This window comes from Arthrobacter sp. 05L417 (assembly GCF_056397865.1).
Genome location: NZ_JBFTOG010000047.1, coordinates 18,892 through 37,976, shown reverse-complemented (window position 1 = coordinate 37,976; position 19,085 = coordinate 18,892). Strand labels below are relative to the sequence as shown.

Sequence of the window (19,085 nt, the reverse complement as noted above, 5' to 3'; positions counted from 1 at the left end):
GTCCAGCTCGTCATGACCGACAGGACACTCTTCCAGGGCGACAGCGAACCCGCCCGGCTCCCCGGCTACGGCATCGTCCCCGCCGGCTGGGCACGGACAATGCTCACGGGGAACAACCACCAACCCGGCCAGTCCGCCCAGGATCAGGACCTGAAGGTCTGGCTGCGGCGCCTCTACACAGCCCCCGGAACCGGAGAGCTCGTCGGGGTGGATTCGCGGGCGCGCTTATTCCCGGCGGGCATGCGGCGCTTCATCCAGGCCCGCGACGAGACCTGCCGGACCCCCTACTGCGACGCACCCATCAGGCACTTCGACCACATCATCCCCTGGCACCACGGAGGACCCACCACCCTGGCCAACGGGGCAGGCCTGTGCGAAGCATGCAACCACACCAAGGAACTCCCCGGCTGGACAGCACGAACCGGAGCAGCAACAACCCAGCACGGGACACGGCATGTCCTCGACATCCGCACCCCAACGGGACACCACTACCGGTCAACAGCCCCGCCCCCGCCAGGAACCGGGCTATCCATGACCACGGCGGCGCCAGATTCCAGGCACCACCGACGCAAGCTCCGACACCATGCAAAGGCGCTTAAATACGCCCAACCCGCCAAACTGCGGGCCGCCTAAGTAAGCTATGCCGAGCCGGACCACGTGTCTTTCGGGCCGGTGTCTTTCGGGCCGGTGTCTTTCGGCGCCGCATCTTTGGGGCCCGCAGCCTTCGGGGCAAGCGGCAGCGTGATCTTCATGACCGTTCCCCGCGGACCGCTGCGCTCAACCTCCACAGTGCCTCGGGCCCCGGTGATGATTTCACGGACCAACGCCAAGCCGATTCCGAAGCTGCGCTGGCCCGGGGAACCCTCGGGGCTGTGTGTCCTCACGAAGCGGTCAAAGATCCGGGTCTGGTCCACTCCCTTGATCCCCGCCCCGGAATCCGAGACGGTGACCACCGCGCGGTTGCCGAGCACCGCCGTCGTGATCCCCACCTGGCCGCCAACGGGGGTGTGCGCCAGCGCGTTGTCGGCCAGGGCAAGGAGAGCTCGGCGGAAGGCATTGCTGTCAATGAGCGCGAAAGGGCGGTCCTTTTCCGTCAGGGTGACGCGGACGTCTTTCTCTCCCGCGAGCTGTTGCAAGCTCTCGACGACGGCGCCCGCCACCTTGGCGAGGTCGCTCGGCTCCGCTGTGGCATCCGGAGGCGAGCCGGTGGCCGCCACAAGCAATTCGTTGACGATGCCGGTGAGGGTCGCGGTGTCATTGCGGATGCGGGCGAGCGCTTCCCCGGTTTTTGAGTCGGCGGGGGCGTCGCGCTGGGCGAGCTGGACGCGTGCATCGAGGATGGCGAGGGGTGTACGCAATTCGTGGCTGGCGTCCTGAACGAACCGTCGCTGCAAGGCCAATGCCTCTCCCAAGGGCCTGATGGCGCTCCGCGCGCTGAGCCAGCCGATGGCACCGGCGAGGAGTATCCCCGCAATGCCGGCAACGATCATGGCCTTCAGGAGGTCCTTTGTATCGAGATATGCGTAGACGGAGTCGGTTTCGCCAGGTCCGGGCAGCGTTGGATGCTGAGCCTGGTTAAAGAGGTAGATCGCGGCGGCCGCCAGCAGGCAAAGAACCAAAACCGTGCATGCCGCGCTGATCCGCACGGCGATCTTCAGGGAGGCTTTGCGAAGCGTCGCCTGGTCCGGGTTTTCAGTCATGGGGGTCGTTCTCAGTCATGGGGGTCGCCGATCTGGTATCCGAGGCCGTGGACCGTCCGGATCACCGTTTTGGATATCTTGCGGCGCAAGTGGTGGACGTAGGTGTCGATCACGCCCGGCTGGTCCGTGGGGTGGAACAGGGCGTTGATGAGGTCTTCACGGGTAAAGACCCGTTCGGGTTCGCCGGCCAAGGTTTCAAGGAGTCCCGCTTCCTTCGCTGTCAGGGTGACCACGGAACCGTACACGGAGCGCATGGAGCGGGCACCGGCGTCGAGCTCCCAATCCCCGATTCCCAGAGTCTGAGGCGGCAGGCCGTACGTCCGGGTGAGGGCTCGCAGGCGGGCGGCCAGCTCCATGGCGTCGAACGGTTTGCTCATGTAGTCGTTCGCTCCGGCGTCGAGCCCCCGGATCTTCTCATCGGTGGCACCGAGCGCCGTCAGGATGAGGATCGGGGTGGCAATCCCCTTGGCACGAAGGGCCTTGATCAAGGCGATGCCGTCCATGACGGGCAGCCCCCTGTCAATGACCATCGCATCCCAACTCTGGGTCAGGGCGAGGTGGAGCCCGTCGCGCCCGTTGACAGCCAAGCGGACGGAAAAGTCCGGCTCCAGGAGTTCGCTGATGAGCGGCCCCAAGGCGGCGTCGTCTTCGACCAAGAGGACCGCCGGCCGCTCAGCTGTTGTCATGCTGTCTATTCTTCCCCGGCGTGCCTGCTCGCGGCGTCCACCTTGACCTTGCGCCGCTTTTTGAGGAACTCGACTCCCCACGGCAGGACGGAGACCAAAACCATGATCACGGCAATGGCGTCAATGTTGTTTGCGATGAACTCGTAATGTCCCAGCCAGGAGCCCAGGAGCGTCACGGAGGTTCCCCAAATGACGGCGCCGGCGATGTTCCACAGGGTGAAGGATTTGTAGTCGTAGCGCGCGATGCCTGCGCTCAGCGGTGCAAATGTCCGCACGATGGGGACAAAGCGGGCCAGGACTATTGCGGGGCCGCCGCGTCGCTTGAAGAATTCTTCGGCCGTATCCAGGTGCGCGGTCTTCAGTACCCGGGCGTCATCCTTGAACCATCGCCGTCCGAACTTGCGCCCCAACATGTAGCCGATCTGGTCACCGGCGATGGCGGCGGCCGATACGACGGCGATCAACACCGGCAGCTCAAGCTGCAGTTGCTGGTGAAGCAGGCCTGTGGTGAACAGCAAAGAGTCACCGGGCAGGAACGGGAATAAGAGACCGGACTCGATGAAGACTATCAGCGCCACTACTCCCAGCGCCGCTGGACCCAAGCCCTGAAGGAGGGTGGCGGGATCAAGGAAAGCGGGCATGGCGGAAAGTACGTGCAAGGGGTCCTCCTCAGGATCCGTGTGCTTGGGTTGCGGTTGCTTCCGGGGCGATTGCTCCCGAACCAGCGCCAAACGGTAGTCGCGCGAAAACTTGCGGTGCGTACCTGTTCCAGAGTCCTGCCAAAACGATCACTGCGGCGCTGGTGGCCAGGAATGATGCCACCACGTCGCTGGGGTAATGGACTCCGATGTAGATCCGGGACCACGCCACCACCACGGCCATGACAGCACCGGCCCACGCGGTGATGACGCCCCATCGGGTGCCCCGGACCAGGAGGTACAGGGCGAAGGCGAGCGCTACGGCGAAGGCGGTATGCCCGCTGGGAAAGCTGTTGGAACCCGTTTCCGGGGCCAGGGGGTCGAAAAGAAGCGCAGGGTTGGGCCGGTGGCGGGCAACGATAAGTTTGAATGCCTCGCTGGCAACCCAGCCCGAACATGCGAAGAGCACAAACATGGCCGCCCGCACGAAGGACTTGCGAACCAGGAAAAGGTACAAGCCGATCACCAGGACTATGCAAACTCCCGCTACAGGGGCGAAGAGGAAGTTCAATGCCATGGCCACCGTGGTCAGTGCGCCCACGTGATGGCGGCTGAGTTCCTGGTCAACGCCGAATTCGTTGGTGGTCAGGCCCGCTACCGCCTGCACGCTGAAGCCGATGGCAAGAACTACGGCAGCGAGGGCAATGCCCCACAGAAGCCAGTACCTGGGCTGGGGAAGCAACGGCACACTGTGACGGACGACGGCGGAAGCGCGGCCTTCCGTGGAAGTGTTCTGCTCGGGGTGTGATCGCATGGTGTCTCCGGTTCGGGGGTGACGGCCGTTGTGCGGCCTGCTTCCACTCTCCCGCGGGGCACTTAAGAAGCTCTTAAGAACTCCTGTTCACCGTCCTTTCCCCTTGACCCGCAAGTGGCCGGGCCCCAGAGTTTAGGAACCTACTGTCCGCCACATCGAAGGATCTGGGATGTCCGAATTTGCGATCTCGAAAGACGGTACCCGCATCGGGTATGACCAATACGGCGAGGGACCTGCCGTGATCCTGGTTGGGGGTGCAATGCAATTCAGGGGCTTCGACTCCATCACCGTGGAAATGGCCAAGCTTCTGGCCGCCAAGGGGTTCACCGTTTTGAACTACGACCGGCGCGGCAGAGGGGAAAGCGCAGAGGCTCCGTCATTCACCCTGAAGGACAACATCGACGATCTCGCCACACTCATCGACATCGCGGGCGGCCAAGCTGCGCTCTTCGGGAGCTCTTCAGGTGGCTCGATTTCCCTGGCAGCGGCGGCAGCAGGCCTACCCATCACGAAGCTGGCGCTCTGGGAGACTCCCCTGAGCGATGAACTCGGCACCGGCGGGGCCGAATTCTTCGCCGGCCTCCAGGAACGGATCGCATCCGGAGACAAGGCCGGCACCATCGAGTACTACATGAAGGACATGCCACCGGAGTGGCTGGCCGGCGCCAAGAACAGTCCAGGATGGCCCATCATGCTCGAACTGGGCCCCAGCCTTTCCGCCGATGCCGAATCCCTCGCGTGGACCCAGTCCGCGCCTCGGGCAGAGCTGTGGTCCGGCATCACCCAGCCCACCGTCGCGATCGTCGGCGAGCAAACCATACCGATCATGCCGAAAGCGGCCGACTCCATCGTGGCCAACATCCCCAGTGCCCGCAAAACCACCATTCCAGGCGCCAACCACAGTTGGGAACCCGGAGTCATGGCTGACGCACTCGCTGGGTTCTTGGCCGAGTAGTACGGCTGGCTTCCCCGATGGACCTGGCCGCGATCGCCGTCGAACTCTACACACTGGTTCCCTCGGCCTTCACGGCGGCCCGCACTGCGCGGGCCAAGGAAGCCAAGTCCGCGGGAGACGCCGATCTGGCGAAACAGATCGCCCAGTTGCCGAAGCCTTCCACCGCGGCGTGGGCCGTCAACATGCTTGTCCGGCACGCAACCAAGGAATTCGCGGGCGTCCTGGAACTCGGGGCATCGCTCGGGAGAGCACAGGAGCAGCAGGATCACGACCGTCTCCGCACGCTCGGCCAACAGCGCCCGCGCGTCTTGGGCGCCGCCGTCGAGCAGGCCCGGGCAGTGGCGGAAGGCCTGGGCGTGAAGGTGAGTGGCGCCGCCGCGATGGAGATCGAGGCCACGCTGAGGGCGGCCATGACGGATCCCGGCGCTGCCGCGGCGCTCCGCAGCGGGCAACTGGTGCGTTCGCTCGCCACGAACGGATTGGAACCCGTGGATCTGTCGGGCGCGGTGGCGATTGCGGGCGCACTTCCCACGGTGGGCACCCTCAAAGAGGAGTCCGACGACGGTGGGCGGCAGCGCGTGCGGGCAGACTCCCAGCGTGCTCGCGCCGACTCGGAACGCGAGCGCGAGAAGGCACACACCGCACTCGCGGAAGCGGAGCGCAACGCGGACAAGGCCGACCTGGAACTCGCCCAGGCCGAACGCGAAAAGTCGGAGGCCGTGCGCCGGAGCGAGCAACTCGCCGTCGAAGTCAAAGCTGCCAAGGACAAGCTGGCTGCATTGCAGCAGGAGCTTGCCGCCACGGAGTGGGCCATCACCTTGGCCGAGCGGAACCGCAAACTGGCAGTGCGGCTAGCCAGCCGGGAACACCGGACTGCGGAAACGGCACGGGCCCAGTTGGAGGGACTCTCTTAGTAGTCGCGACATCCGGTATACCGGACATTCCGAGGCGTATTCTAGGACAATGTACAGTCAATCGGTGCGGCCCAAGGCGCCGGCCGCGGCCCAGGTGCTGGCGGTTCTCAGATATGTCGCAGGCCAGGCCGGCCCGGTCAGCGCGTCCATCATTGCGCGCGATGTTGGCCTGCCGCGGTCGACCACGTATCAGCTCATTGCTTCACTGATCGATGACGGCTTTCTGGTCCACCTTCCCGAGGAGCGCAAGTATGCCTTGGGAGTGACCGCCCATGAGTTGGGGACGGGGTATTCGCGGCAAGCTCCGATCCAGCGGATTGCCCGGTTTCCCCTGTCCCGGCTCGTCGCCCGGACCCGCCGGACTGCCCATCTTGCCGTGATGCACGGGCGCGACGTCGTTTACGTGATCGAGGAGCGGGCGCCGCGGCAAAGCCCCCTTGTCACCGACACCGGGGTCCGGCTTCCTGCCCACCTGACGGCCAGCGGCAGGGCGATGATGGCCCAAATGGACCCGGCCCAGGTGGCTGCGCTTTTCCCGGGACCGGAGGCTTTCGCCGAGCGCCACAGCAAGGGCCCGCAATCCTTGCCCGCATTGCAGGATCTCTTGGCGCGGGCACGATCGCTCGGATACGCGTGGGAGCAGGACGAGGTCACGGAGGGGTTTTCCTCTGTTGCGGTCGCGGTCCTCGACCGGCAGCGCTATCCCGTGGCCAGCGTGACGTTGACGGTGTCGAACCGGGCGTTTCCCGGCGGAGGCACTCGGCACCGGGCCAAGGACGCCGAGACCGCCGAGGAACGGGCGGTCCGCATTGAAGACGTCGCTAGGGAGTGGATTCCTGAAGTGACGAGATGCGCCAGGGAAATTTCCCGCAGGCTGGGCACCCAAGCCTGATCCCGACGTCGTTCCCTCTGGTAGCAGTGGGGACGCTCGCTCACCTATAGGGCCAAATGCCAGGACGCTCGCTCACCTCAAGTGAGCGAGCGTCCGCCGAAAACACCCCAAAAGTGAGCGAGCGTCTGAGGGGGAACGGGGCAAACGCTAGACGGCCGCACCGGGACTGCCGCCGTCGGGCCCTAAGACAACCGTTCCCGGCACGGTCGACCGGACGCTCGCTCACCTATAGGGCCAAAAGCCAGGACGCTCGCTCACCTCAAGCGAGCGAGCGTCCGCCSRAAACACCCCAAAAGYGAGCGAGCGTCYRARRSGGGCACAACCCAAAGGCACGACGACGGCGCAGCGGGACTGCCGCCGTCGGGCCCTGAGACAACCGTTCCCGGCACGGTCGACCGGACGCTCGCTCACCTATAGGGCCAAAAGCCAGGACGCTCGCTCACCTATAGGGCCAAAAGCCAGGACGCTCGCTCACCTCAAGTGAGCGAGCGTCCGCCCAAAACACCCCAAAAGCGAGCGAGCGTCTGAAGGGGGCACAACCCAAAGGCTAGACGGCCGCGCTCTTCGACACTGGGCCAGCCACCGGCTCTACTTCCCCCGAGTCCGAGTCCGATTCCGATTCCGCTGGGCCGAGTTCCGTCGGGTAGACCATCTCAGCCGGTGCGTTGGAGTTCCTCTTCGCCAGCGGGTAGAACACGATTGCCGTGACCACGAGGCCTACGAGCCAGGAGATATCGGCCCCGCCGAGAAGATCGGTCATCGGGCCGGTGTAGAGGGTCTGCGCGAGGAACGGGATCTGGATGACAATGCCGATCGCGTAACTGAGTAGCGCGGTCTTGTTCCAACGTCCGTACCGACCATTAAGGTCGTAGAGGGCCGGAATGTCCACCTTTTCCTTGGAAACCAGGTAGTAGTCCACCAGGTTGATGGAGCTCCACGGGATGAACACCATCAGCAGGAGAAGGACGAAGTTCTTGAAGTTGGCGATGAAATCGGGGGAAGCAAGGACTGCGATGAGCACGGAGAGTCCGATAAAGCCGATCACGTAGGCGAACCGGGTCCATGAGGCCACCGCAGACTTGCCGGTGAACGCCGTGACCGAGGTAAGCATGGTCATGTAGCCGCCATAGGCGTTCAGCGTATTGACGGTCAGTTTTCCGGTCACGATCACCAGGTAGATGACCACCGCGATCAGTCCGCCGCCACTCAGGTTCCCGAGGAAAGCGACTTGGCCGTCCAAGAACCGTGCGCCTTTGGGCAATGCGAGCGCAGCGAAGAGCGCGCCCAGGGTCATGGACCACTGGGAACCAATCACCGTTCCGAAGTACGCCGACATGAAGGTCTTGCGTGCAGGCGTCTTGGAAGGCAGGTACCGGGAGTAGTCGGCCACGTAAGGACCGTAGGTCAGCTGCCATCCGGCGCCAAGCGAAATGGCGAGCAGGAAGGTGGGGAACTCGAAGCCGCCGGCGCCTAGGAGTGCGCCGACGTCCTGACTGGTCAACAACCTGATGCCCAGGTAAGTGAAGCCGAGGATACCGACGACGGTCGCAATGCGGCCCAACATGTGGATGTACTTGTAGCCTAGGGTCGCCACGACGATGGTCAGCGCCCCGAAGACGATCATGCCGACGGCCGGAGTTCCCGTGTGGAGGATGAGGCTGATTGCCTGTCCGGAGAGCACCGTACCGGTGGCAGCGAAGCCGAGGTACATCACGACCACCAGGACCAAGGGAATCACCGCACCGAAGATCCCGAACTGCGCCCGACTGGAAATCATCTGTGGCAAGCCGAGCTTCGGCCCCTGGGCCGCATGGAGCGCCATGACAGCACCACCCAAGAGGTTTCCGACCAGGAGTCCGATGATCGCCCACAGCGCATCCGCGCCAAACAGTACTGCCAAGGCGCCGTCGACAATGGCCGTAATCTGCATGTTGGCCCCGAACCAGAGCGTGAACTGCTGGCCAGGCGAACCATGGCGTTCATTCTCCGGGACAAAGTCGATGGAACGACGCTCAACGCGCGGCCCACCCGTTCCCGCTTTTCCTGTGGCCTGCATGCCTAATCCTCACTTTGACAACCGAAGTCCGATGTCCCCAACTGAGAATCAATCAGAGCATGCAAAGTGACGGCTATCACCGAAAGGTAGCCATATTTAGTCCGATATACCGGACGATAAGGCACGGGCCGTTGATTACCCCATTTGGCGGCCGTCGCCGCCCGCCAGGCCCATGAACATCGTCTTGTGCAACACGTCCACGTGGCGCCGCGATACCTCAACCGCAACGCGGTCGTCGCCTGCCCGCAGGGCGTTTACGAGCGCAATATGGTCCCGGTTGGATTCGTGGAGGAACTCGATCGGGTACGGGATGAAGTATGCGTAGAGTTCCGCCAATGCCTCGTTATAGACGTCGACCGCCGCTCCCAAACCCGAGGACGCGGCGACCAGCCGGTGAAACCTCTCGTCAGCCTGGTGATACTCGGACCAATTGCTTGATCCGGCCATTTCATGGGTAAGCCGTTCCAACTCATCAAGCTGCGCTGCCGAGGCATTGACCGCGGCGAAGTGGGTGACCGCGCATTCGAACAACAGCCGGCGGTCCACCAGCCGGTTCACGGCAAGGGATTCGGCGGGCGACGCGGTGAGTTGCTCGAGCACGTTCCGCGGCGGCTCGTCCGCGACAAAGGTTCCTCCACCACGTCCTCGACGACGGACAACGACGCCTTGGTCAGCCAGGCTCGCCAGGGCCCTGCGTGCCGTGATCGGGCTGACCGACAGGCCCAGCGCGACGTCTTGCTGGTCGGGCAGCCTCTCCCCCGGCTGAAGCAGCCCCAAGGAGATGGCCATGCCGATCCGCAGGCGCACGGCGTCGATTGCGCTCCTCCGGTCGATTCCGAGCAGAGGGGCAGCACCGATCAATGAGTCGCCGGTGGTGTCCTCGAGCTGTCGGGTCATATCCGCTACTTTACGGGGCAAGATCCACCTTCCTTTTATTTGATCATTATGATCTAATATGAGGCGAGTCACAACGACAACGTGGAGAAACCAGTGCAACGCATCCTTCCCCTCATCGCCGCGCAAGCATCACCCCGACTGATCGGCGAACCGATCGAGGCCTTCGCAGCCGAGGTCGCCGCCGCCGTCGCGGTCCAACCGCAAAGCAAGCTCGTGGTCTTCCCGGAGCTGCACCTTTTCGGGGATTCCAACCCGGACCTGCAGCGTACGGAAGTGCTGCAGGACTCGGCCGAGCCGCTTGACGGTCCGCGCGTCAACGAGCTGCGGCAGCTAGCCGCGGACTTGGGCATCTGGCTGGTTCCGGGCAGCGTCTGCGAGCGCGGCCCCGAGGGGCAATTGTTCAATACCCAGTTGGTCCTTTCCCCCGAAGGCGAGCTCGCCGGCTACTACCGCAAGGTCTTTCCTTGGCGCCCCTTTGAGCCCTACGACCCCGGCGACCGGTTCACAACCGTCCACCTGGAAGGGATCGGCACGGTGGGCTTGAACATTTGCTACGACGCCTGGTTCCCCGAGGTGACCCGCCAGTTGGCGTGGATGGGCGCCGAAGTGATCCTCAACGTCGTTAAGACCACGACGCCGGACCGCAAGCAAGAACTCGTCCTGGCCAAGGCAAACGCGATCGTGAACCAGGTCTTCATGGTCAGCGTCAATTGCGCGGGACCCACCGGCAAAGGCCTCAGCCTGATCGTCGACCCCGAGGGCAACACCATAGCCGAGGCCGACGACGACGCGCCCACCCTTCTCGCCGCGGAACTGGACCTATCCGCCGTCGAGCATGTCCGCGAACACGGGACCGAAAACCTGAACCGCCCCTGGTCCCAATTCCGCCCCGGCGAGCCGCCCATTGACCTGCCGGTCTACCAAGGCCGCATCGACCCGACCACGTGGACCCCTCAGTCCACCAACTCCTAAGGAACCACCGGTGACAACGCAACCGAGCCTCACGCGCGCCCTGAAACTGCCCTCGCTGGTCCTGTTCGGGCTGGCCTACCTGACCCCGCTCATCGTCCTGGCGATCTTCGGCGTGATCGCCGAAACCACCGGCGGAGCATCGCCGTCGGCCTATCTCGTGGCCATGGTCGCCATGCTCTTCACGGCCCAGAGCTACGGTCGCATGGCCGTCGCCTATCCGGTGGCCGGCTCCGCCTACACCTATATCCGCCGCTCCATCGATTCCCGGATCGGGTTCCTGGCCGGTTGGGCAGTCCTGTTGGACTACTTGTTCCTGCCGATGGTCATCTGGCTGATCGGGGGCTCCTACCTCACCGCGCAGTTCCCGGCCATTCCCATCGGGGTCTGGATTGTCGCGTTCATCGCGATCACCACGCTGCTCAACGTGGTTGGCGTGAAGGTGGCGGACAAGGCCAACTACCTGCTGATGGCATTTCAGCTTCTGGTGATAGTCCTGTTCGTTGCACTGTCCGTTGGAACCTTGGTCTCGACCTCCGGCGCGAGCGCCCTGGTCAGCACCGCTCCTTTCTTCAACGACACCTCGAGCTTCGACAAGATCACCGCCGGAGCTGCCATCGCGGCGTACTCGTTCCTGGGCTTTGACGCGGTGTCCACCCTCACCGAGGAGACCATCGAGCCGAAGAAGACCGTGCCGAAGGCGATCATGCTTGTGGCACTCATCGGCGGCGCGATCTTCGTCGTCGTCTCCTACACCACCCAGCTGATCCACCCCGGCGGAGTCTTCGACGATTCGGCGTCGGCGGCGTCGGACATTGCCCTGAAGATCGGCGGGCAGTTCTTCGGCGCAGTTTTCCTGGCCGGACTCGTGGTGTCCCAGTTTGCCTCCGGGCTCGCGGCACAGGCCAGCGCCTCACGCTTGCTCTACGCCATGGGCCGGGATTCAGTCCTGCCGAAGAAAGTCTTCGGGGCGCTGAACAAGTCCTTCCACACTCCGGTGTTCAACCTGGTCATTACAGGCGCGGTGGGACTCATCGCCATGTTCCTGGATGTAGCCACATCGACGTCGTTCATCAACTTTGGCGCCTTTACGGCCTTCACCCTCGTCAACATCTCGGTCATTGCCTACTACCTGCGCCAACGACGCTCGGGGCACCGGCTCAGCGTCTTGTTCTACGTGGTCATGCCAGCGGTGGGAGCCATTATCGACGGGTTCCTGCTCTCCCAGCTGGATTCGAATGCCATCACGCTCGGGCTGATCTGGCTGTGCGTCGGCGTCGTAGTACTGGGCATCATCACCAAGGGGTTCCGGAAGGCGCCGCCGGAGATGGTGATGGAAGAAAAAGAAGCCGCCCTGGTATGACGGCGGAACACAGTAAACGGGGAGAAATGAGGACTGCGTGCGCATCACCTTAGCCCAGATCGATTCCGGCACGGACGTCAGCCGCAACCTCGACCTCATCGCGGACTACTGTGCCCGGGCGGCCCACGAGGGCTCTGACCTCATTGTGTTCCCGGAGTACTCGACGTACGAGAAAAGCCGGGTGGACCAGAGCTTCGTGGACATGGCCGAACCGCTTTACGGCCCGGTGGCTTCCAAGCTCTACGCGACGGCGGCACGTTACGGGATCGCCGTCGTCGCAGGCCTCCTGGAAGCGCCCGGTGAGGGGGACGAAACCAAGGAAGCGGACGGATCCCGAGAACCGGACCGGGCCTTCAACACCTTGGTGGCCATCGGTCCTGACGGGTCCCACCTTGCCAGCTACCGGAAGATCCACCTGTTTGACTGCCAAGGATTCCGCGAATCGGAATACATCAGACCCGCCCCGGAGCCACTGCCTGTCACATTTTCCTGCGGGGGCATGACCTTCGGATTGATGACCTGCTACGACCTGCGCTTCCCCGAGTTGGCGCGCATCCTGGCCGACGCCGGCGCCGAGGTGCTCCTCGTCTGCTCTTCATGGGTTCCCGGCACTGCAAAGACCGAGCAGTGGGCCACCTTGGCCAAGGCCCGGGCAATCGAGAACGGTGTGTACGTGGCGGCGGTCTCCCAGACTCCGCCGGTGTCCATCGGCCACAGCATGCTCATTGATCCCCTCGGGACTGTCCTGCATAGCCTCGGCACCGAGCCGGCCACCGCAACGCTGGACCTCTCGCCGGATGCCGTTCAGGCAGCCAGGGACCAGTTCCCCACGTGGCGGCACCACCGGCTCCCCTAGTAACCTCGCGACCTCTTCTGGGCCGCCCCACTCTGTGCTAAACCAAAGTCAAGATGCACCGATGCTCCGAAGGAGAAACGCCATGAGCACTACGACGGACAAAGGATCGGGCCGCGGGCTGGAGATCCGGTCGATCGACTATGTTCCTTTGAACGAGCGGCACGGCAAGGTCTCGCACATCGGACCGCTGTGGTTCGTCAGCAATGCCCAGATCGCCACCCTGGCAGTGGGGTTGATCAGCATCACCACCGGCGGCAACTTGATCTGGTCGCTGCTCGCGATCGCCATCGGGGTACTCGTCGGCACGCTGTTCATGGCCGCGCACTCCTCGCAGGGCCCCCAACTCGGCTTGCCGCAGATGATCCAGTCCCGGCCGCAGTTCGGCTACATCGGTGCCCTGCTGGTTTGGCTCTTTGCCTACCTCCAGTACGCGGGCTTCAACATCTTCAACACCATACTGGCCGGCCAAGCCATCTCGGAGTCGATCAACTTCGGCTCCCAAAACTTGTGGTTCTGGGTGGTCACGGTTGTCGCCGTCGTCATCGCGCTGTTCGGCTACGACCTCATCCACGCCTTTGAGCGCTACCTGACCTACCTGACCATCATCATGCTGGCGCTGCTCACCATCGCAGCCGTCAAGCTGACCATACCCGCGGGCGCATACAACCTGGCTGACTTCCATCTGGTGCCGTTCCTGGGCCAGCTGGGGGTCGCGGCCGGCTACCAGATTTCCTGGGCCATTTACGTCTCGGACTACTCCCGCTACCTTCCGCCCGCAAGCGGGCGGGGAACCTTCCGGTGGACGTTCTGGGGCAGCGCCCTCGGAGGTATTTGGGTGATGTTCCTGGGCGCCTACATTGGCGCGGCCGCCGGCGAGAATTTCGAAACCATCGGCTCGATCAAATCCACGGCCGACCAGCTCTTCGGCGGATTCGGTGGCATCGCGTTGTTCGTCGCCGCCCTGGGCTTGCTGTCAGTGACTGCCTTGAACATGTACGGCGGATCGCTGACCCTGATATCGTCCATCGATAGCGTCCGGCAGATCCGGCCGACCCTGAGGCTCCGGATCATCACGATCTCCATCACCGCCCTCATTTCCGTAGTTCTGGCGAACCTGGCGTCGGCCGACTTCCTCGCCAATTTCAACGACTTCCTGCTGTTGGTGCTGTACTTCTTCATTCCGTGGACAGCGGTCAACCTCACCGACTACTTCATCGTCCGCAAAGGCCACTACGCCATCGCAGAGATCTTCAAGCCGGATGGGATCTACGGCCGCTGGGGCTGGCCCGGCATCATCTCCTACCTCGTCGGCTTTGTGGTGATGATCCCCTTCTTCTCGGCCGGTAAGCTCTTCGTCGGGTTCATAGCCCACGCGATCGACGGCGCCGACATCTCGCTGTTTATCGGGCTCCCGGTCTCCGCCGGGCTGTATTGGCTGATGACCCGGCGTATCGACGTCGAGGCAGAGACCCGCATGGCCAAGGAAGAGGCCGACGCCCTGGAGGCGGCCGCGCACGAACACCTACTTCCGTAACGCGGTTCGACAAGACTCAGGCAGTGGCGATGACCGTGGACGTCGCCAAAACGTTGCCGGATTTATCCAAAGCCTCGACGGCGGCCCTCGGCGCGGCGGCCACCGCCGTCGACGTTTCAAAGCCGCGGCGCGGAACCGTCACTGCCTCGGACAGTGAACCGGGGCCGGTTCCGGTGAGGAACGTCCATTTGGCGACCTCGGTTGCGCCATTCCAACTGGTGTGGAGCTGCATCGTGGACCCGTTGCCCGGGACCGCGGCCAAGTCGGGGACGGTGTCCGGGCGGCCTGTCCACGGCGAGCGATAGGTGCGGTAGGAGGCGTCGCCGAGTCCGGTCGCCTCGAATACCGCTTTCCCATCCGGGGTGAATTCGGTGACGGCGGGGTCCGCTCCCCAGCCCACCAGGACGTGCCCGTTATCGAGGAACTGCAGGTTCCCTTCGGCGTCGCCCCGGTGGCCACCCCTGCTGAACTCCTGCTTGACGACGGCGGTGCGCGCCTTTTCGTCGACGGCGAGGAGCAGCCCGCGCGATGTCCCGGTGGTGCCCTGGTTGTAGTGGTTGTCGAACATGCTGATGATCCCGTTGGGCCGGCGTCGAACATCATGCTGCCAAGCGAAGACGGATTCCGGAGTCATCGAGAAGTCGCTGCGTTTCCCGCCCAAACGCCAGCGGATCTTCCCGTCCGAACGGCCGATCAAATAGGCGGTGTGCGTGTGGCGGGACGAAACGAGGAGCGCGTCTCCGCTCTCGTCCACGGAATTGAGGTGGAAGGGATCGAACGCTTTCGTGGCGTCGGAGCCGTCGGCCTTGGGGTTATCCGACGGGCGCACATAGGACTCAGCCAGGTCGATGTGGTCCGAGGCCGTCCAATCGAAGAGGACTTTTCCGGAACGGATGCCGACTTCCTGGACATGGCAATCAAACATGTAGCCCCGTGCGGGTCCGCCCACAGATGTCAGGTCATGCCGGACTGTTGGGTAGGAGATCATCAACGCCGTCCCGGCAGGGGTGATGGTGAACTCGTGCAGATCCGCTTGCAGCCCGTTGCCTGTGTTGACTTCGGCCACGGTGCGGTAGTGGGCATCCTTGACGACGCCCTTTCCCGCACCGTGTCCGCCGGTTCCGATTCCAGTCCAATAAGTCAGCACCGATTGGCCTTCGAAGGCTTGCACGCGAAGGTCCGTCACGCCGGAACCGGTCGGTTCCATCCATATCGGTTCCCCGTGGTTGTCCATGATCAGCCCGTTGGTGCCGTGGCCCATCGGCCCCACGAACAGGAGGCCCGCACCTGTGGGCCCGGTAGCCCAGCTGGCAACGCGTGCTGCGGTCAAAGCGGTGGAAACGAAGATACGGATCGAAGGTACGGAAGCCGTGTTGCTCGGCGACGGCGAGGGTGACGCTGCCGGCGTCGGGGTAGCAGCGCTGACCGCGGCCGTTCCCCCGGGCAACACGCCCGTCCTGGCGATGCCGAGGCCGGCGAGCAATCCCGCGCCTGCCATCCCCGCCCCCGTAAGGAACCCGCGCCGGCTCACCCTGAAGTGGGGCTCGCGGTCTTCCCGCTCGCCACTCCCAGACTCCGTGTTCTGCTCCACCCCCTCAGGATAGGACCGGAACACAGTGCGGAAACCGGACAGAAGCTGCAAGTTTGCTGGACGAGGGCAGGGCGGTAACCCAGCGTGGGATCAGTTGATCCTGCGTCCGCCGAGCCAGCTGACCATGGCCGGGTCGCGGTGGTCGAAGAAGAGGCTGGCTCCGGTGTCCAGGGTGGCGATCTGGCTCATCTGCTCGTCCGTGAGGGTGAAGTCGAAGACGTCGAGGTTCTGGACCATGCGTTCCGGCCGGACTGACTTGGGGATGACGACGACGTCGCGCTGGATGAGCCAGCGGAGAACCACTTGGGCGACGGACTTGCCGTGGGCTTCGGCGATGGCACTGAGAAGCGGGTTGGTGAACAGGTTGTTCTTGCCTTCGGCGAATGGTCCCCAGGACTCGATTTGGACGCCGCGTTCGCTCATCATTGCTTGGTCGGCGGCGCGCTGGTGGAAGGGGTGGGTCTCGATCTGGTTGACGGCCGGGACGATCTCGTTGTGGTCGATGAGGTCCACCAGCCGGTCGGGGTGGAAATTGGAGACCCCGATGGCGCGGGCGAGGCCGGCCTTGTTGATGTCCTGCATGGCGCGCCACTCGCTGTAGTAGTCCCCGAGGGGCTGGTGGATCAGGTACAGGTCGACGTAGTCGAGTCCGAGGCGGTTCAGTGAGTTGTCGAAGGCGCGCTTGGTGTCGTCCTGGACGCTGCCCGTGGGGGCGTGCTGGATCCAGAGCTTGGTGGTGATGAAGAGTTCGTCGCGGGCGAGGCCACTCGCCTTGATCGCAGCCCCGACGGCGGCCTCGTTTCCGTAAGAAGCGGCAGTGTCCAGGTGACGGTAACCGGCGTCGAGGGCGGCTTCCACCGCGGCCTGGGTTTCCTCGTCCGGGATCTGGAAGACGCCGAAGCCGAGGATCGGCATTTCGACGCCGTTGTTAAGGGTGACGGTGTTCATGGGTTTCCTTCGCTTGGATGGGGGTTATCGGCTGATTTGGGCGTGCGCGGCTTGGTAGTCCTGCTCGCTGACGGGTTCAAGCCACGTGGCGCTCTCCCCGTTGTCGCGCTCCACCAAAGCCAGGTGGCACATCATGTTGTCCTGGGTGGCGCCGTGCCAGTGTTCCTCGCCGGGCGGCGTGTGGACCGTGTCTCCTGCGCGCATGAGGATCACGCCGCCGTCCCGGGTGGCAACGAACCCGATGCCGTCGGTGCAGTGCAGGGTCTGGCCAACGGGGTGCGAATGCCAGTTCGTACGGGCTCCGGGAGTGAAACGCACCATGGCTGCCACGAGGCGCGAGGGCGCCTCGCCGTTGTGGAGGGAGTTGAGGTAGACGTCTCCCGTGAACCTCTCCGTCGGGGCTTTGGCCGTGGGGGTAGGGGGTATGAGTTTCATCGTGGCTTCCTTTCGCTAGTGCCGTGATTGTTTCGTGTGCCGAAGCGGCAGGGCCACCGCTACAAGGACGAGGAGGAGAAGGGCCGTGGTACCGAGGCTGATGCGCAACCCTGGAAATAAAGGCTCTGGAGGAAGACCACGCCGTAGAACGCCGCCATGGTGACCCCGGCGATGATCAGGGCTGTCGAAACGGTGCGTGAACGGAACAAGTCGAGCGGGATCATCGGGTGCTTGCCCCGTGCTTGCGCGGCCACGAAGACTGCTGCCGATGCGACACATATGGCGAACGTCAACAGGATTTGGGGGATTCCGTAGCCGAGCTCGGCGCCTTCGATGACCCCGTACGCCAGGCTGGCCAGCGTGAGGACCGCCGTAATCTGCCCCAGCCAGTCAAAAGGCATCGGGCGTCGCGGCGATGGAGCCACACGGGAGAGTATGAGTAGGGCGGCGACTCCCACCGGAAGATTGACGAAGAAGATCAGCCTCCAGTCCAGTTGCGTCAGGATGCCCCCGAGCACCGGTCCGGCAGCCAAGGCGACCACGAAGAATCCCAGCATGGCAACCGCCAGAGATGCGCGCGGACGGGCGACGGCCTGCGGAAGGGATTTGACGGTAGTCACGGACATGGTGGCCTTCCAAGCTGGGAAACGGGGACTGATTCAAGAAAACCAGTCCCCGCGTCCGCGTGGGAGTGCCTGTTATACCGTGTACTGCCAGTGCCTGTTTCAGTGGCCTCGGGCTTCTCAGATGGTGATCGCGACTTTTCCCCGCACTTTGCCGGCGTCGAAATAGCGCATGGCGTCCGGAACCTGCTCCAGCGGATAGCTGCGGTCAACGGTCGGGGTGAGGGCTCCGGCGTGGATGAGCCCGGCCAGGTGTTCGAGGTCTGCAGCGCCCTGCGTGGCCATGACCATGGTGAACCGCTGGCTGATGAATGGGGACAGCGCCAGGGCCCGGAATTGCCTGTCGATGCTGCCCGTCCAGGAGCCGCCTTCTTCGCCGCCGGTGATAACGGCCGTGCCGGTAGGAGTGAGCGCCTTGCGAAGGCGTGCCAGGGTAGGGTTCCCGGCGATATCCAGGATCAGATCGTAGTGTTCAGGGCCGTCGGCGAAGTCCTGCTTGGCGTAGTCGAGGACGTGGTCGGCGCCGAGCGAGCGCACCAGGTCCATTTTGACGGCACTGCAAACACCCGTGACCTCGGCCCCGGCTGCTTTGGCGAGCTGAACAGCGTAGCTTCCCACTCCACCCGAGGCGCCAAGGATCAGCACCTTCTGTCCCGGCGTTATCTGGCCCGCGGCGCGGAGGGCCTGCAGCGCAGTGCAGGCGGAAACCGGGACCACCGAGGCCTGTTCGAAACCGATGTTCGCCGGTTTGAGCGCGAGCTGGCTTTCGCGGGCCGCCGCATACTCGGCGAAGGAGCCTTTTCCGACCCCGAAGACCTGGTCCCCGACGGCGAATCGGGTCACTGCCGCTCCGACCATCACGACCGTGCCGGCCAAGTCCAGCCCCGGTACAGGGTTTTTGGGGGCGCGGACGCCGAAGGCCAGGCGCAGTGCGTAGGGCAGGCCCCGGGTTACATGCCAGGTCCCACGGTCCAGGCCCGCAGCGTGGACCCGGACCAGCACCTCGTTCTCGGCGATGTTCGGCTTGGGGATCTGCTCCAGGTGCAGGACGTCGGCTGAGCCATAAACCTCCTGCACGATGGCCCGCATCATGGTCGGCATTGTGATCTCCGGCGCGGGCGAGCCGGCCGAAATCGGAGTCTCCGCAGCTTGCTGACCATAGGTCATGGCCGTTCCTTTCCAAGCAATCTGGATGCGTGACGACTTTTTCGTAC

General features: G+C 64.0%; 19 protein-coding genes. 8 read left to right on the top strand and 11 right to left on the bottom strand.

The genetic code is table 11. The annotated features are described in order from the left end of the window. A partial coding sequence (locus AC1DJW_RS23775; RefSeq protein ID WP_476902689.1) for an HNH endonuclease occupies positions 1-633 on the top strand: 633 nt, incomplete at its 5' end. Positions 634-638: 5 nt separating this feature from the next. Here AC1DJW_RS23775 and AC1DJW_RS23770 read toward each other — a convergent pair. Genes AC1DJW_RS23770 through AC1DJW_RS23755 form a run of 4 tightly spaced genes read right to left on the bottom strand, consistent with a single transcriptional unit; the run spans position 639 to position 3,838 of the window. Then, positions 639-1,700, bottom strand: a complete 1,062-nt coding sequence (locus AC1DJW_RS23770; RefSeq protein WP_476902688.1) for a sensor histidine kinase — start codon at positions 1,698-1,700, stop codon at positions 639-641. A gap of 11 nt (positions 1,701-1,711) precedes the next feature. Beyond that, the gene (locus AC1DJW_RS23765) at positions 1,712-2,386 is read right to left on the bottom strand and encodes a response regulator transcription factor (RefSeq protein WP_390282194.1); all 675 of its coding nucleotides are present in this window, start codon (positions 2,384-2,386) and stop codon (positions 1,712-1,714) included. Between the two features lie 5 nt (positions 2,387-2,391). Next, on the bottom strand, positions 2,392-3,027 hold the full coding sequence (locus tag AC1DJW_RS23760; RefSeq protein WP_390282265.1) for a DedA family protein: 636 nt from the start codon (positions 3,025-3,027) through the stop codon (positions 2,392-2,394). 28 nt (positions 3,028-3,055) lie between these two features. After that, entirely contained in the window at positions 3,056-3,838 is a 783-nt protein-coding gene (locus tag AC1DJW_RS23755) for a phosphatase PAP2 family protein (RefSeq protein WP_476902687.1), read from the bottom strand. A gap of 169 nt (positions 3,839-4,007) precedes the next feature. Here AC1DJW_RS23755 and AC1DJW_RS23750 point away from each other — a divergent pair, with 169 nt between their 5' ends. The 3 genes from AC1DJW_RS23750 to AC1DJW_RS23740 are packed head-to-tail and all read left to right on the top strand — an operon-like array spanning position 4,008 to position 6,599. Further along, a complete protein-coding gene (locus tag AC1DJW_RS23750) occupies positions 4,008-4,793 on the top strand; it encodes an alpha/beta fold hydrolase (RefSeq protein WP_476902686.1) in 786 nt (261 codons plus the stop codon). Between the two features lie 17 nt (positions 4,794-4,810). Then, positions 4,811-5,707, top strand: a complete 897-nt coding sequence (locus tag AC1DJW_RS23745) for a hypothetical protein (RefSeq protein WP_459341534.1) — start codon at positions 4,811-4,813, stop codon at positions 5,705-5,707. Between the two features lie 49 nt (positions 5,708-5,756). Further along, positions 5,757-6,599, top strand: a complete 843-nt coding sequence (locus tag AC1DJW_RS23740; RefSeq protein WP_284754227.1) for an IclR family transcriptional regulator — start codon at positions 5,757-5,759, stop codon at positions 6,597-6,599. 547 nt (positions 6,600-7,146) lie between these two features. Here the strand turns inward: AC1DJW_RS23740 and AC1DJW_RS23735 are convergent. Together AC1DJW_RS23735 and AC1DJW_RS23730 are read right to left on the bottom strand one after the other, a co-directional pair. After that, positions 7,147-8,655 (bottom strand): purine-cytosine permease family protein, encoded by a 1,509-nt coding sequence (locus AC1DJW_RS23735; RefSeq protein WP_476902685.1) that lies wholly within the window; start codon positions 8,653-8,655, stop codon positions 7,147-7,149. A 135-nt stretch (positions 8,656-8,790) separates the two neighbouring features. Next, positions 8,791-9,552 carry a FadR/GntR family transcriptional regulator gene (locus AC1DJW_RS23730; RefSeq protein ID WP_476902684.1) on the bottom strand — a complete coding sequence of 254 codons (762 nt, stop codon included), beginning with the start codon at positions 9,550-9,552 and terminating at the stop codon, positions 8,791-8,793. Positions 9,553-9,645: 93 nt separating this feature from the next. Between AC1DJW_RS23730 and AC1DJW_RS23725 the strand changes: the two genes are divergently transcribed. The 4 genes from AC1DJW_RS23725 to AC1DJW_RS23710 all read left to right on the top strand — a co-directional run bounded on the left by AC1DJW_RS23725 (position 9,646) and on the right by AC1DJW_RS23710 (position 14,274). Then, the gene (locus AC1DJW_RS23725) at positions 9,646-10,524 is read left to right on the top strand and encodes a carbon-nitrogen hydrolase family protein (RefSeq protein ID WP_284754222.1); all 879 of its coding nucleotides are present in this window, start codon (positions 9,646-9,648) and stop codon (positions 10,522-10,524) included. Positions 10,525-10,534: 10 nt separating this feature from the next. Further along, positions 10,535-11,884: an APC family permease gene (locus AC1DJW_RS23720; protein WP_284754221.1), complete on the top strand. Its 1,350-nt coding sequence runs from the start codon at positions 10,535-10,537 to the stop codon at positions 11,882-11,884. 37 nt (positions 11,885-11,921) lie between these two features. Continuing rightward, complete coding sequence (locus AC1DJW_RS23715) at positions 11,922-12,740, top strand: carbon-nitrogen hydrolase family protein (protein WP_476902683.1); 819 nt, start codon at positions 11,922-11,924, stop codon at positions 12,738-12,740. An 82-nt stretch (positions 12,741-12,822) separates the two neighbouring features. Continuing rightward, positions 12,823-14,274, top strand: a complete 1,452-nt coding sequence (locus AC1DJW_RS23710) for a purine-cytosine permease family protein (protein ID WP_459342936.1) — start codon at positions 12,823-12,825, stop codon at positions 14,272-14,274. A 16-nt stretch (positions 14,275-14,290) separates the two neighbouring features. On the opposite strand, the gene AC1DJW_RS23705 is transcribed toward AC1DJW_RS23710, so the two are convergent. The 5 genes from AC1DJW_RS23705 to AC1DJW_RS23685 all read right to left on the bottom strand — a co-directional run bounded on the left by AC1DJW_RS23705 (position 14,291) and on the right by AC1DJW_RS23685 (position 19,038). Further along, positions 14,291-15,865 carry an arylsulfotransferase family protein gene (locus tag AC1DJW_RS23705; RefSeq protein ID WP_476902682.1) on the bottom strand — a complete coding sequence of 525 codons (1,575 nt, stop codon included), beginning with the start codon at positions 15,863-15,865 and terminating at the stop codon, positions 14,291-14,293. Positions 15,866-15,955: 90 nt separating this feature from the next. Next, positions 15,956-16,813, bottom strand: a complete 858-nt coding sequence (locus tag AC1DJW_RS23700) for an aldo/keto reductase (RefSeq protein WP_476902681.1) — start codon at positions 16,811-16,813, stop codon at positions 15,956-15,958. 24 nt (positions 16,814-16,837) lie between these two features. Continuing rightward, positions 16,838-17,248, bottom strand: coding sequence for a (R)-mandelonitrile lyase (locus tag AC1DJW_RS23695; RefSeq protein WP_284754214.1), 411 nt, complete (start codon positions 17,246-17,248; stop codon positions 16,838-16,840). A gap of 59 nt (positions 17,249-17,307) precedes the next feature. Then, positions 17,308-17,868 carry a hypothetical protein gene (locus AC1DJW_RS23690; RefSeq protein ID WP_476902680.1) on the bottom strand — a complete coding sequence of 187 codons (561 nt, stop codon included), beginning with the start codon at positions 17,866-17,868 and terminating at the stop codon, positions 17,308-17,310. A 123-nt stretch (positions 17,869-17,991) separates the two neighbouring features. Further along, positions 17,992-19,038: an NAD(P)-dependent alcohol dehydrogenase gene (locus tag AC1DJW_RS23685; RefSeq protein ID WP_390280801.1), complete on the bottom strand. Its 1,047-nt coding sequence runs from the start codon at positions 19,036-19,038 to the stop codon at positions 17,992-17,994. Between the last annotated feature and the right edge of the window lie 47 nt (positions 19,039-19,085).